This is a genomic window from Streptomyces barringtoniae, assembly GCF_020819595.1.
In the GTDB taxonomy this organism is placed as follows: domain Bacteria; phylum Actinomycetota; class Actinomycetes; order Streptomycetales; family Streptomycetaceae; genus Streptomyces; species Streptomyces barringtoniae.
Map to the genome: position 1 here is coordinate 116,997 of NZ_JAJHNP010000025.1, position 13,523 is coordinate 130,519.

10 protein-coding genes are annotated in these 13,523 nt (G+C 71.2%); 3 read left to right on the forward strand and 7 right to left on the reverse strand.

All coding sequences use genetic code 11. The features are described 5' to 3' along the window. Positions 1 to 5: 5 nt before the first annotated feature. The 3 genes from LMU33_RS34900 to recQ all read left to right on the forward strand — a co-directional run bounded on the left by LMU33_RS34900 (position 6) and on the right by recQ (position 5,483). Complete coding sequence (locus LMU33_RS34900; protein ID WP_228624995.1) at positions 6 to 1,577, forward strand: NADH-quinone oxidoreductase subunit M; 1,572 nt, start codon at positions 6 to 8, stop codon at positions 1,575 to 1,577. Next, on the forward strand, positions 1,574 to 3,223 hold the full coding sequence (nuoN, locus tag LMU33_RS34905) for an NADH-quinone oxidoreductase subunit NuoN (RefSeq protein ID WP_228624997.1): 1,650 nt from the start codon (positions 1,574 to 1,576) through the stop codon (positions 3,221 to 3,223). Before LMU33_RS34900 ends, nuoN begins: the two co-directional genes overlap by 4 nt. 271 nt (positions 3,224 to 3,494) lie before the next feature. Next, positions 3,495 to 5,483 (forward strand): DNA helicase RecQ, encoded by a 1,989-nt coding sequence (recQ, locus tag LMU33_RS34910; protein ID WP_228624999.1) that lies wholly within the window; start codon positions 3,495 to 3,497, stop codon positions 5,481 to 5,483. Between the two features lie 34 nt (positions 5,484 to 5,517). On the opposite strand, the gene LMU33_RS34915 is transcribed toward recQ, so the two are convergent. The 7 genes from LMU33_RS34915 to LMU33_RS34945 form a co-directional block, all read right to left on the reverse strand. Continuing rightward, positions 5,518 to 8,283, reverse strand: coding sequence for a fumarate reductase/succinate dehydrogenase flavoprotein subunit (locus tag LMU33_RS34915; RefSeq protein WP_228625001.1), 2,766 nt, complete (start codon positions 8,281 to 8,283; stop codon positions 5,518 to 5,520). 11 nt (positions 8,284 to 8,294) lie between these two features. Continuing rightward, a complete protein-coding gene (locus LMU33_RS34920; protein ID WP_228625003.1) occupies positions 8,295 to 9,083 on the reverse strand; it encodes an ABC transporter ATP-binding protein in 789 nt (262 codons plus the stop codon). After that, positions 9,067 to 9,984 (reverse strand): ABC transporter permease, encoded by a 918-nt coding sequence (locus tag LMU33_RS34925; RefSeq protein WP_228625005.1) that lies wholly within the window; start codon positions 9,982 to 9,984, stop codon positions 9,067 to 9,069. Before LMU33_RS34925 ends, LMU33_RS34920 begins: the two co-directional genes overlap by 17 nt. After that, complete coding sequence (locus LMU33_RS34930) at positions 9,981 to 11,324, reverse strand: ABC transporter substrate-binding protein (RefSeq protein ID WP_228625007.1); 1,344 nt, start codon at positions 11,322 to 11,324, stop codon at positions 9,981 to 9,983. Before LMU33_RS34930 ends, LMU33_RS34925 begins: the two co-directional genes overlap by 4 nt. Before the next feature lie 11 nt (positions 11,325 to 11,335). Then, positions 11,336 to 11,563, reverse strand: coding sequence for a 4Fe-4S dicluster domain-containing protein (locus LMU33_RS34935; RefSeq protein ID WP_031166915.1), 228 nt, complete (start codon positions 11,561 to 11,563; stop codon positions 11,336 to 11,338). A gap of 47 nt (positions 11,564 to 11,610) precedes the next feature. Continuing rightward, positions 11,611 to 12,399: a GntR family transcriptional regulator gene (locus LMU33_RS34940; RefSeq protein WP_228625009.1), complete on the reverse strand. Its 789-nt coding sequence runs from the start codon at positions 12,397 to 12,399 to the stop codon at positions 11,611 to 11,613. A gap of 147 nt (positions 12,400 to 12,546) precedes the next feature. Continuing rightward, the gene (locus tag LMU33_RS34945) at positions 12,547 to 13,485 is read right to left on the reverse strand and encodes a M56 family metallopeptidase (protein ID WP_228625011.1); all 939 of its coding nucleotides are present in this window, start codon (positions 13,483 to 13,485) and stop codon (positions 12,547 to 12,549) included. Positions 13,486 to 13,523 lie beyond the last annotated feature (38 nt).

Sequence of the window (13,523 nt, forward strand, 5' to 3'; positions counted from 1 at the left end):
TACCGATGTCCTTTCCTCTGCTGACAGCGACGGCGGCGCTCCCGGCCGTAGGGGCCGTCGCCACGGCCGCCGTACCGGCCGCGCGGCGTACCGCCGCCAAGTGGCTGGCGCTGCTCGTCTCACTCGCCACGCTCGCCCTGGCGATCACCGTCCTGGTCCGTTTCGAGCCCGGCGGCGCCCGCTACCAGCTCACCGAGTCCCACGCCTGGATCAAGAACTTCGGGGTGCGATACGAGCTGGGGGTCGACGGCATCGCGGTGGCGCTCATCGCCCTGACCGCCGTACTGATCCCGTTCATCATCCTCGCGGGCTGGCACGACGCCGATCCGCTGGAGACCGGAAGCCGACGCTGGCGGCCGACTCAGGGCTTCTTCGCGCTGATCCTGGCCGTCGAGGCGATGGTGCTCATCTCCTTCGAGTCCACCGACGTCTTCCTGTTCTACATCTTCTTCGAAGCCATGCTCATCCCGATGTACTTCCTCATCGGCGGCTTCGGGGACCGCGCCCACGCACAGGGCGAGGAGGCGGCCGCGACGCAGCGGTCGTACGCGGCGGTGAAGTTCCTGCTCTACAACCTGGTCGGCGGTCTGCTCATGCTGGCCGCGGTGATCGGCCTCTACGTAGTGGCCGGAAACTTCAGCCTGCAGGAGATCGCGCAGGCCCGCGCGAACGGCTCGCTGCACATGGCGACCAGCACCGAACGCTGGCTGTTCCTGGGCTTCTTCTTCGCGTTCGCGGTGAAGGCGCCGCTGTGGCCGCTGCACACCTGGCTGCCCAACGCCATGCAGGAGTCCACCGCCCCGGTGGCCGTCCTCATCACCGCGGTCGTCGACAAGGTCGGCACCTTCGCGATGCTCCGCTTCTGCCTCCAGCTGTTCCCCCAGGCCAGCAAGTGGGCGACGCCTGTCATCCTTGTACTGGCCCTGATCAGCATCGTCTACGGCGCTCTGCTCGCCGTCGGCCAGCGGGACATCAAGCGCCTGGTCGCCTACGCGTCGATCTCGCACTTCGGCTTCATCATCATGGGCATCTTCGCGATGACCAGCCAGGGCCAGTCCGGTGCGACGCTCTACATGGTCAACCACGGCATCTCCACGGCCGCGTGGATGCTGGTCGCGGGCTTCCTGATCTCCCGGCGCGGCTCGCGGCTCATCGCCGACTACGGAGGCGTGCAGAAGGTCGCCCCGGTGCTCGCCGGGACCTTCCTGATCGGCGGCCTCGCCACCCTCTCGCTCCCCGGACTCGCCCCGTTCGTCAGCGAGTTCCTCGTCCTGGTCGGCACGTTCACGCGCTACCCGGCGATCGGCATCATCGCGACCTTCGGCATCGTCCTCGCCGCTCTCTACGCCCTCGTCCTGTACCAGCGGACGATGACGGGCCCGGTGAAGCCCGAGGTCTCGGCGATGCCCGACCTGCGCGCGCGGGAACTCGTCGTCGTCGCCCCGCTGATCGTTCTGCTGATCTTCCTGGGCGTCTATCCGAAGCCCGTCACGGACATCGTCAATCCAGCGGTCAAGCAGACCATGTCCGACGTACACAAGACCGACCCCAAGCCCTCGGTGGAGGCGGCCAAGTGAGCACAACAGCCGTCCACAGCCTGTGGACAACCGCGGCCGACCCGATCGCGAAGATCCCGGCACCGAAGATCGAATACGGACAATTGTCGCCGACGCTGATCGTGGTCGGTGCGGCGCTGATCGGCGTGCTGATCGAGGCGTTCCTTCCGCGCAAGTCCCGCTACTACGCGCAGGTGTTCGTATCCGTCGTAGCCCTCTGCGCCGCCTTCGCCGCGGTGGTCGCGCTGGCGGCCGACGGCTACGGCACCACCAAGGCGCACATCGCGGCCATGGGGGCGATCGCGGTCGACGGCCCGGCCCTGTTCCTGCAGGGCACGATCCTGCTGGCCGGTCTCGTCGGCCTCTTCACCTTCGCCGAGCGGCGCCTCGACCCGGCCGCGCACGGCAACCGCGTCGACTCCTTCGCCGCGCAGGCCGCCTCCGTACCGGGCAGCGACAGCGAGAAAGCTGCGGTGAAGGCGGGATTCACCACCACGGAGGCCTTCCCGCTCCTCCTCTTCGCGATCGCCGGCATGCTGGTGTTCCCCTCGGCCAACGACCTGCTGACCCTGTTCGTGGCCCTGGAGGTCTTCTCCCTGCCGCTGTACCTGCTGTGCGCGCTGGCCCGCCGCAAGCGGCTGATGTCGCAGGAAGCAGCGGTCAAGTACTTCCTGCTCGGCGCGTTCGCCTCGGCGTTCACACTGTTCGGCATCGCCCTGCTGTACGGCTACGCGGGTTCGGTGTCGTACGCGCGTATCGCCCAGGTCGTCGACGGCACGGTCACCAACGTCGACCCGGCGCTCGCCAACACCATGGGCAACGACGCACTGCTGCTCCTCGGCAGCGCCCTGATCGTGATGGGCCTGCTGTTCAAGGTGGGCGCGGTGCCGTTCCACATGTGGACGCCGGACGTCTACCAGGGCGCGCCGACGCCCGTGACCGGCTTCATGGCGGCGGCGACGAAGGTGGCCGCGTTCGGCGCGCTGCTGCGTCTTCTGTACGTCGTCCTGCCCGGGATGCGCTGGGACTGGCGGCCGGTCATGTGGGCGGTGGCGATCATCACGATGCTCGGCGGCGCGATCATCGCGATCACGCAGACCGACATCAAGCGGCTGCTGGCGTACTCGTCCATCGCGCACGCCGGATTCATCCTCGCGGGTGTCATCGCCACGTCGAAGGACGGCGTGTCGTCCGTCCTCTTCTACCTGGCGGGCTACTCGTTCGTGACCATCGGCGCCTTCGCGGTGGTCACGCTGGTGCGAGACGCGGGCGGCGAAGCGACCCACCTGTCCAAGTGGGCGGGACTCGGCCGCCGCTCCCCGCTGGTGGCGGCAGTCTTCGCGGTGTTCCTGCTTGCCTTCGCCGGCATCCCGCTGACCTCCGGCTTCGCCGGGAAGTTCGCCGTGTTCAAGGCGGCGGCGGACGGCGGCGCGGCCCCGTTGGTCGTGGTCGGTGTGATCTCCTCGGCGATCGCCGCGTTCTTCTACATCCGCGTGATCGTCCTGATGTTCTTCAGCGAGCCTAGGCCGGAGGGCCCGACCGTGGCCGTCCCGTCCCCGCTGACCACGGCGGCGATCGCCGTGGGCGTGGCGGTGACGCTGGTGCTCGGTGTGGCGCCGCAGTACTTCCTGGACCTGGCGAGCCAGGCCGGGGTGTTCGTGCGCTGACGCCCGCCTTAGCAGGACGCCGCTGCCCGGCACCCTCGTATCAGGAGGGTGCCGGGCAGCGGTGTGTCTGCGGGCTTGCTTCCGCGGTCACTGGCGACCGAGGGGCCTCGCAGAGACAAGGTCGCGTATAGCTGGCTGCCTCACGTCAGCGGGCGATTACGCAGAAGAACGGACCAAGCCTGTGGATAACTCCGAGGCTGTCGGTCCGGACCCCTATCGTGGAGGCAGTGGTCGAGGAACGACACACGGGGGAGCGACGGGGGACAGGACAATGGGTGCGACGGGCGGGATCAGCGAGATGCCACAGGTGACCGTGGGGCCGGGCGCGGCCGACAGCGAGGCGCTGGCCACGCTGCACCGGGTCTTCGGGTACGACGCCTTCCGGGGCGAGCAGGACGCGATCATCGAGCACGTGGTGGCGGGCGGTGACGCTCTCGTCCTCATGCCCACCGGCGGCGGAAAGTCGCTCTGCTATCAGATCCCGGCCCTGGTCAGACCCGGCACGGGCGTGGTGATCTCGCCGCTGATCGCGCTCATGCAGGACCAGGTGGACGCCCTGCGTGCCCTCGGTGTGCGCGCCGGCTTCATCAACTCCACGCAGGACTTCGACGAGCGGCGCGTGGTCGAGGCCGAGTTCCTGGCCGGCGAGCTGGACCTGCTGTACCTGGCGCCGGAACGGCTGCGCCTGGAGGGCACGCTCGACCTGCTCTCGCGCGGCAAGATCTCCGTCTTCGCGATCGACGAGGCGCACTGCGTGTCCCAGTGGGGGCATGACTTCCGCCCCGACTACCTCACCCTGTCCCTCCTCGGCGAGCGCTGGCCGGACGTCCCGCGCATCGCCCTCACCGCCACGGCGACCCGAGCCACCCACGAGGAGATCACCCAGCGGCTGAACCTGCCGGCAGCACGCCACTTCGTCGCCAGCTTCGACCGGCCCAACATCCAGTACCGGATCGTGCCCAAGGCCGACCCCAGGAAACAGCTGCTCGCCTTCCTGCGCGAGGAGCACCCGGGCGACGCCGGCATCGTCTACTGCCTTTCACGCAACTCGGTGGAGCGGACGGCGGAGTTCCTGACGGCCAACGGCATCGATGCGGTGCCGTACCACGCGGGCCTGGACGCGGGCATGCGCGCCGCCCACCAGTCACGCTTCCTGCGCGAGGACGGCCTGGTCGTGGTGGCGACCATCGCCTTCGGCATGGGCATCGACAAGCCGGACGTACGTTTCGTCGCCCACCTGGACCTGCCCAAGTCGATCGAGGGCTACTACCAGGAGACCGGCCGCGCGGGCCGCGACGGACTGCCGTCCACGGCCTGGATGGCGTACGGCCTGAACGACGTCATACAGCAGCGCAAGCTGATCCAGTCCGGTGAGGGCGACGAGGCGTTCCGCCGCCGGGCCACCGCCCACCTCGACGCCATGCTCGCGCTGTGCGAGACCGCCCGGTGCCGCCGCGGCCAGTTGCTCGCCTACTTCGGTCAGGACCCGGACACGGCGGGCTGCGGCAACTGCGACACCTGCCTCACCCCGCCGGAGACCTGGGACGGCACGATCGCCGCGCAGAAGGCGCTGTCGACAGTGGTGCGGCTGCAGCGGGAGCGCGGGCAGAAGTTCGGCGCCGTGCAGATCGTCGACATCCTGCTCGGCAAGCGCACCGGCAAGGTGATCCAGTTCGACCACGACCAGCTGTCCGTCTTCGGCATCGGCCAGGACCTCACCGAGGCCGAGTGGCGGGGCGTCATCCGGCAGCTGCTGGCGCAGGGCCTGCTCGCGGTCGAGGGGGAGTACGGCACGCTGGTGCTCACCGGGGCGAGCGGCTCCGTGCTGCGGAGCGAGCGGGAGGTACCGCTGCGCAAGGAGCCGAAGAAGCCTGCCACGTCCCGGTCGAGGTCGGCCGGCGCCTCCGGCGGCGACCGCAAGGCCAAGGCCGCCGCGGCCGAGCTGCCCGGCGAACTCCTGCCGGCCTTCGAGGCGCTGCGTGCCTGGCGTGCCGAGCAGGCCCGCGAGCAGGGCGTGCCGGCGTACGTCATCTTCCACGACGCCACCCTGCGGGAGATCGTCACCCGCAGGCCCGGCTCGGTGCGTGAGCTCGGCACGGTGAGCGGCGTCGGCGAGAAGAAGCTGGCGACGTACGGGGAGGGCGTGCTGGCGGTGCTGGCCGCCCTGGACGACCCGGCCCCGACCGCAGGCGACGCGCAGGACGCCGACTGGCCGGAGCCGGACGAGGAGCCGGAGCCGGAACCGGACCACTGGATATAGCCCGGTCCGGAGCGACAGGCGGGGAGTGTCGCCGTCACAGACCCCGAGCCGCGTACGCCCTGACGTCCGCGTCCGTGTCGGCCCTGGCCGTGGTGAGGGCCGCACGGGCCTCCTCGGCGGCTCGGTGCCGGGTCAGGGCGAGCACCGCCGCCTTGCGCACGTCGGCGTTGGGGTCGGCCAGCGCCTTGGCCAGGGCGGGGACGGCGGTCCCGATGGGCGCTGCCGACAGCGCGGTGGCGGCGCCGGAGCGGACCTGCCAGGCCGGGTCGGACAGCGCGGCGACGGCGCGGCCGGCGAGCGGGCCAGGACAGCCGGTGCCGGCCAGCGCGGTGAACGCGGCCCCGCGCACCAGGGCATCGCTGTCCTCGGTGAGCCGGTCAAGGGCGGTGGCCAGCAGCTCCCGGTCGGCTGCGGTCGGGGACGCCGAGCCGACGGCAGCCAGGGCCTTGGCCACGGTGACCCGGACCTCCCGGGAGGGATCGTTCGCGGCACGCGCCAGCGGTCCGACCGCGTCGACGGAGACCAGCGCTCGTACGGCCTCGGTACGCACGGTGATGTCCGGGTCGTCCAGCGCCGCCGCGAACACCCCGGCCTCGCCGAGCCGCAGGGCGCGCAGCACGTCGAGGGCGGCGGCGCGGACCACGGGGTCAACCGAGGCGAGCGCGCCGGTGAGGATGGTGCCCAGGGCGGGTTCGGATGGCAGGGTCTCGACCAGCTCGCGCAGCGAGGCAGCGGCGGCCGCGCGTACCTCGGCGTCGGGATCGGACAGGGCGCCGGCCAGGGCCTGTCCGGTGCCTGGCGGCAGGGTCTCGGTGAGAACCGAGACGGCCGTACGGCGGACGGCGGGGTCCGGGTCGGTCAAGTAGGGCTCCACCAGGGCGAGTTCGGGTTCCGCCTCTGCCAGCTCCAGCAGTTCCAGGAGCCGGGGTGAGGCGACGCCCGGCGCGTCGGCCTGATCGGCCGGGGCGGTGGCACGCGCGGACGTCGGTCCGGCCGCGACCGGCGCCACCTCACGCGGCCCGGCCGTGGCCACGTGCTCCGGACTGACCTCGCCCAGTTTCCGGGAGGGACCGCCGACCGGCGCGAACTCCCCGACCGGAACCAGGTACGGAGCCACGGGGCGGGCCGTGAACTCCATGGCACCAGAGGGGGACTTGTGCAGATCGAGATGGTGGAACCAGGAGACGTCGTCGCGGACGGGGTGGTCGAGGCGGTCGTGGTAGAGGCCCCAGCGGGACTCTGTGCGGGCGAGAGAGGCGCGGGCGGCCATCTCGGCGCAGTCGCGGATGAACGTGACCTCGGCGCAGCGCATCAGTTCGTGCGGGGTGCGGGCGCCCATGGCGGCGATGTCGGCGCGCATCCGCTCGAAGGCCTCCAGGGCGAGCGAGAGCCGGGCGCCGGACTTCGGCGGTGCCACGTAATCGTTCACGAAACGGCGCAGCTTGTACTCGACCTGGGCCTGCGGCGGGCCGTCGGGGTTGCGCAGCGGGCGGTAGATCAGCTCGTGCGCCTCACGTACCTGGTCCGCGGGAAGTTCACCCTCGTAGGCCGTGTACTGGGCGGCGTCCGCGCCCGCGAGGTCGCCGAAGACGAAGGCGCCGATCATGTAGTTGTGCGGGACGCAGGCGAGGTCGCCGGCGGCGTACAGGCGGGGGACGGTCGTGCGGGCGTGGTCGTCGACGCGGACGCCGGAAGCGGAGTGGCCGCCGCACAGGCCGATCTCGGAGATGTGCATCTCGACGTCGTGGGTGCGGTAGTCGTGTCCGCGGCCGGCGTGGAAGGTGCCTCGGGTGGGCCGCTCGGTGGAGTGCAGGATCGACTCCAGCGCGGAGACCGACTCCTCCGGGAGGTGGCTGAGTTTGAGGTAGACCGGGCCGCGGTCGCTGGCGACCTCGGCGGCGAACTCGGCCATCATCTGCCCCGACCAGTAGTCGGAGTCGACGAACCGCTCGCCGTGCCGGTTGACCTGGTAGCCGCCGAAGGGATTGGCGACGTAGGCGCAGGCCGGTCCGTTGTAGTCCTTGATCAGAGGGTTGATCTGGAAGCACTCGATACCGGTCAGCTCGGCGCCCGCGTGGTAGGCCATGGCGTACCCGTCACCGGCGTTGGTGGGGTTCTCGTAGGTGCCGTAGAGGTAGCCGGAGGCGGGCAGGCCGAGCCGGCCGCAGGCGCCGGTGGCGAGGATGACGGCGCCCGCGCGCACGGTGACGAAGGCGCCGGTGCGGGTGTGGAAGCCGGCAGCGCCCACGGCCCGCCCCTCCGCGGTCAGGACCCGGACCGGCATCACCCGGTTCTCGATCCGGATCCGCTCCCGCATCTCGCGCCGCCTGAGCTGCCGGTACAGGACCTTTTTGACGTCCTTGCCCTCTGGCATGGGCAGTACGTACGAGCCGGAGCGATGCACCTGGCGCACCGCGTACTCACCGTGCTCGTCCTTCTCGAACTTGACGCCGTACGACTCCAGCCGCTGCACCATGGCGAAGCCGCGGGTGGCGGTCTGGCGGACGGTGGACTGGTCCACGATGCCGTCGTTGGCGCGGGTGATCTCGGCGACGTAGTCGTCGGGTTCGGCACGGCCGGGGACGACCGCGTTGTTGACGCCGTCCATCCCCATGGCGAGCGCGCCGGAGTGACGGACGTGGGCCTTCTCCAGCAGCAGGACGTTCGCGCCGCGCTCGGCGGCGGTCAGGGCGGCCATGGTGCCGGCGGTGCCGCCGCCGATGACGAGGACGTCGCAGGTCAGCTCCTCGGCGTCGGTGACGGCGGGGAGCTCCGGGGGAGTGGTGGCGGGGGTGGTCACCGGGGTGCCTTTCAGGTGCCGAGCGAGGTGAGGATGTCGCGGCGCAGGGCCACGCGGGCCGGGTCGTCCACGGCCCCGCGGTCGCGCGGCCCGGGCACGTCCCGTACGGCGGCCACCCGGCCCGAGCCGAGCAGGGCCACTCGGTCGCCGAGGAAGAGGGCCTCGTCGACGTCGTGCGTGACGAAGACGACGGTCGCACCCGTCCCGCGCAACACCTCGACCAGCAGGTCCTGCATGCCGGAGCGGGTCTGGGCGTCGAGGGCACCGAAGGGCTCGTCCATGAGGACGGCGCGTGGGCTGTCGGCCAGCGCGCGAGCCAACTGGGCGCGCTGGCGCTGCCCGCCGGACACCCGGTGCGGCAACTGCCCGGCCTGCGCGCTGAGCCCGACGCGGGCGAGCCAGGACTCGGCCCGGGAACGGCGTTCGGAGCGCGGTACGCCGCTGATGGCGAGGGGCAGTTCGACGTTCCCGCGCAAGGTCCGCCAGGGCAGCAGCGCGTCCTCCTGGAAGACCAGTGCGCGGTCGGCCGAGGGTTCTGTCAGCGGCACCCCGTCCACCTCGGCGGCACCGCCCAGCGGAGGCAGCAGCCCGGCGAGGGTGCGCAGCAGCGTGGACTTGCCGCAGCCGGAGGGGCCGACGACGGTGAGGATCTCGCCCGGGGAGACATCCAGGTCGACGTCGTACAGCACCGGCGCGTCCGGGCGGCCGAGCACGGCGGAACGGAAGGCGAGCCGGGTGCCGCGTACGGCACCCGATGCCGGCGTGACGGGAGCGGTGACGGTCTCAGACGAGGTGCTCATCGCGGGCCTCCTCGGTGTCCTTGTGGCCTTGCTGCTCGGGCTGGGCCTGGTGCTCGGAATCGCCGTCGGCACGAACGGGGACGGCGGCGGGCCGGGGCACGCGTGTGCTGCGGCCACCGGGGACGTACGAGGTGCGGGGCAGCCATCGGGTCAGGCGCCGACCGAGGAGTTCCACGGCCGTGGAGGTGATCCAGCCGAGGACGCCGATCGTGACCATGCCGACGAAGACGCCCGGGTAGTTCACCACCGTGTAGTCCTGCCAGGTGCGGTAGCCGACGCCGTACTGCCCGGAGATCATCTCGGCGGAGATCACGCAGATCCACGACACGCCGATGCCGACCGACAGCCCGCCGAAGATACCGGGCAGCGCGCCCGGCAGCACGACCGAGCCGAGGATCCGCAGCCGGGCGCCGCCCATGGTGCGCACCGCCTCTTCCCAGACGGGCGTCAGCGCGCGGACCGCGTGCCGGGTGGAGACCAGCACGGGGAAGAAGGCGGCGGTGCAGGTGATGAAGACGATGCCCTGCTCGTTGGACGGGAAGAGGAGGATCGCGACCGGTACGAGGGCGATGGCCGGGATCGGGCGGATCACCTCCAGGACCGGCCCGAGCAGGTCCTCGGCGAGGCGCGAGCGGGCCACGAGCACGCCGGTCGCCACGCCCAGAACGGCCGCCAGCGCGAAGCCGGTGAGGATCCGGGTGAGGCTGTCGGTGAGGTCGGTCCAGTAGTCGCCTCCGGAGAGCCGGTCCGCGAAGGCACGGGCCACGTCGGTGACTGTCGGGAACTGCGAGAAGCGCAGCCACAGGTCGACGTTCAGGCTGGTCAGCAGCTGCCAAAGCCCGAGGAAGGCGGCGAGGGAGACCGTCCGCAGCGCATACCGGGCCAGGGGCCGCCGGGTCATGAGGCACGCTCCAGAGCCTCGCGGTACGACACCGTACGGGCACCGCCGTGGGCGGCGACGTAGGCCTGTGCGGTCGCCGGCGTGACGAAGGGCAGCAGTTGGTCGCCGTCGGCCACCCACACCGCCTTGTCGGCGAACCAGAGGGTGCCGGTGGTGGGGTCAGGCACGTAGGCGGCGCGGATGTCGTCCTGGTGGCCGGCCACGTAGGTCAGCAGTTGCTTGGGGGACTTGAAGGAGACGGTCTTCTCGCTGCCCTTGGGCCACACTTCGCTCGCGGCCGGCGCAGGCCCGGCGGCGAGCCGCCGGGGGTAGGAGGCGCCCAGGGCCTTCTTGATGTACCGGTCGTCGACGAAGGCGTCCACGTCGATGTCGCCGGTCAGCTTGGCGGCCTTCAGTACGGACACGTCCTGTTTCAGCGCGGAGACAAGCTGCGGCTTGACGGCGGGGTCGAAGGTGGCGATGCCGTGGGCGCCGTTGTAGAGGTAGACGACCTCCGCGGGCAGGCCGGTGGCCTTGGCGACCTTCTCGGCGGCGGCGACGGGGTGGGCGTTGAGGTAGTCCGTCGCCGCCGCCTGGGCCTTGAGGAAGGCCTCCAGGACGGCCGGGTGCTGCTGGGCGAAGTCCTCGCGGGCGGTGACGCCGTGGAAGGTGGGCAGGTTCAGCTGGGCGCCGTCGTACAGGGCCTTCGCCTTTCCCTGGTAGGCGAGCAGGCCCGGCCAGGCCACGAACTGCGACAGGGCGTCCACGCTGCCGGAGGAGAGCGCTGAGGCGCCCACGGCAGGCTGCTGGTTGAGTTTGGAGATGCCTTTGTCCGGATCGATGCCGGCGCGCTGGAGTGCCCGTACGAGGGTGCCGTCGGCTGCGGATCCGACGCTCGTGGAGACCCTGTTGCCCTTCAGGTCCTGCAGGGAGGTGAGCTTCGAGCCGGGCGCGGTGACGACGGTGTTCAGGCCGCCGCGCAGGTTGTAGCCGGTCACTGAGACCAGGCGGGTGGGGCGGCCGAGCTGTTTGCCGCGGGCGGCGTTGAGCAGCAGCGGGAAGTCGCCCATCGAGCCGATGTCGATCTTGCCTGCGGTCATCTGGGCGGTGATCGGGGCGCCGGTGGCGTAGTCCTGCCAGTCGACCTTGTAGGTGTGGCCGTCGTGCAGGGAGTTGAGCTGCTTCTCGAACGAACCGAGGGAGCGCAGCAGAGTACCCGCGGTGACGGTGTTGATGGTCTTGGACTGGTAGCCGACGGTCACGGTGACCGTGGAGCCGCTGCCCGCCTCGGCGCTGCCGCCGCAGGCGGACAGGGGAAGGAGGAGCGCGGCGGCGGATGCGGCGACTGCCGTTCGTTTCATGGTTGTACCTCTCACCGCAGCAGGTAGGGCATGTTGACCGTGACGGCTCCGGTGGGGCAGCGGGCTGCGCAGGGGCCGCAGTACCAGCACTCGTCGACGTGCATGTACGCCTTGCCGTTGGTCTCGTCGATGGCGAGGGAGTCCAGCGGGCACATGTCCACGCAGAGGGTGCAGCCGTCGATGCACTTCGACTCGTCGATGGTCACGGGCACGTCGGCCCGCTGGGGCGCCAAGGGCATGGCTGTCTCCAGGAAACGTGCAGGGAGGGGCAGGTGCGGCGGGGTGTCTACGACCGGTGCAGCAGGCCGCTCATGGTGATCCGGTCGCCGCGGAAACGGATGAACTCCAGGTCGACGGGGCGGCCGTCGGCGAGGTGGGTGAGGCGTTCCAGCATGAGTACGGCGGCGCCGCGCGGGGCCTGGAGCACGGCGGCGGAGTGGGCGTCCGCCGTCACCGCCTCCAGGGTGATCTCGGCGTGTCCGAGGGGCTGTCCGGTGATGGTCTCCAGGAGGCGGAAGACATCGGTGTTCTCAAGGTCGGCGCCGAGCAGGGGGGTGCCGATGTCGAGCGGGACGTAGGTGAGGTCGAGGGAGAGAGGGAGGCCGTTCAGGCGGCGCAGGCGTTCGATGTAGAGGACGTCGGCGCCGGCGGGGACGTGGAGGCGGTCGGCGACCGGGGCGGGTGCGGGGGCGGGGCCCATGGTGCGGACCTCGTTGGTGACGCGACCGTGTTCGCGGAGGGTTTCCGCGAGGCCCATCAGACGGTCGAGCCCGTGCGGGTATTTCCGGGCGACGACCACGGTGCCGACTCCGGGCAGCCGTTCCACCAGACCCTCGGCCCTGAGGAGGTCCAGGGCCTGGCGAACGGTGTTGCGGGAGGCGCGGTAGTCGGCGGCGAGGGCGGACTCGTGGGGGAGGGGGCCGTTCTGGAAGGCGCCGGTGAGGATCTGGTGGCGCAGCAGATCGGCGAGCTGCCGGGCCCGGTCCGCGCGCAGCCGACGACGCGTGCGGTGGGCGGCGACCGTGGTCGCGGCGCCCTGACCCGCGTGCTCTCGGGGACGGTCGGTGGGTGGCATGGCTGGAACCATACCGATGCGGTAGGGAAAGTCGTGTTGCTGGAGTGTTGCGCCAGGTGAGGGCGCGTTGAATATGCCTCTGACCTGCGGGTTCTCCTCTCCGGGCGGCAACATCTGCCACTCGGCGCACCGCCCGGGTCAATGCCGTCAGGACAGTGCCGTCAGTCCCGGCGCGAACGTGATGAGAAGCGGCAGCAACGGCACCAGAGCGGCCACCGTCGTCGTCAGGGCCCGGTGCCGGCGCAGCAGCCGTGGCGGCGGCTCCAGCAGCCGGTCCACTCGTTCGCCGAGGAGACGGCGGCTGGAGTCGCAGGACAGGACACCCCGGTGCTGGTTCAACTCGATCAGCGCGAGGGCCGTGGTGAGGTGGCCGCAGCGCCGGGACGCCGTGTCGTCGGCGGCCAGCTCGACCAGGCGGTGCGTCTGGTCGCAGAAGTGGGCGAACAGCGGCACGCGCGGGAAGCCCGTGGCGAGTGCGGTGGACAGGTGCAGCAGCCAGTCGTGGTGGGCACGCGCGTGCCCGCGCTCGTGGGTGAGGACGGCGTCCAGTTGGTGGTCGGTGAGCCGGTGGAGCGCGCCGGTGGTGACGACCAGCTGCGGCGGGTGCCCCGGCATCCACCAGGCGTCCGGGTACTCGTCCTCCAGTACCAGCATCGGGCCGCGTGCCGCCGGTAGTCCGGCCGGCAGGTCGGGGGCGCGCTCTCGCAGCTGCGCGCGGGCCTGGCCACGGCTGCGGCGGGCCTCGAAGAGTTCTCGCGCCAGCATCGCCGTCGTCCAGGCGGCCCCGCAGGCCAGCAGCACGGTGAGGGTGGCGGACCACACCGGCGCCGAGGAGAGGCCGTAGGCGGCGGTGACGGAGGGCGGGGCTGGGGCGAACACGCGGTCGCGGACGGTGTGGAAGACGGCCGCCGTACCCAGGACCAGTGCGGCCAGGCAGCACAGCAGGACGGTGGCGACCAGACACTGCCACACCCACAGCGCGACCACGGGTTCCCGTTCGGGCCAGGCGGCACGGGTCAGGGCGCGCGGCGCCGGCAGGGCGGCCGTCAGGGCGACGACGCTCAGCAGGAGCAGGCAGACGGTCATGCCGGGGCTCCGGTTCCTCGTCGGAGAGTTGTGCGGGT

Coding starts and splice junctions, on each gene's coding strand:
- LMU33_RS34900 (WP_228624995.1), top strand. CDS start 6: ATGTCCTTTCCTCTGCTGACAGCGACGGCGGCGCTCCCGGCCGTAGGG.
- recQ (WP_228624999.1), top strand. CDS start 3,495: ATGGGTGCGACGGGCGGGATCAGCGAGATGCCACAGGTGACCGTGGGG.
- LMU33_RS34920 (WP_228625003.1), bottom strand. CDS start 9,083: ATGAGCACCTCGTCTGAGACCGTCACCGCTCCCGTCACGCCGGCATCG.
- LMU33_RS34925 (WP_228625005.1), bottom strand. CDS start 9,984: ATGACCCGGCGGCCCCTGGCCCGGTATGCGCTGCGGACGGTCTCCCTC.
- LMU33_RS34930 (WP_228625007.1), bottom strand. CDS start 11,324: ATGAAACGAACGGCAGTCGCCGCATCCGCCGCCGCGCTCCTCCTTCCC.
- LMU33_RS34935 (WP_031166915.1), bottom strand. CDS start 11,563: ATGCCCTTGGCGCCCCAGCGGGCCGACGTGCCCGTGACCATCGACGAG.
- LMU33_RS34940 (WP_228625009.1), bottom strand. CDS start 12,399: ATGCCACCCACCGACCGTCCCCGAGAGCACGCGGGTCAGGGCGCCGCG.
- LMU33_RS34945 (WP_228625011.1), bottom strand. CDS start 13,485: ATGACCGTCTGCCTGCTCCTGCTGAGCGTCGTCGCCCTGACGGCCGCC.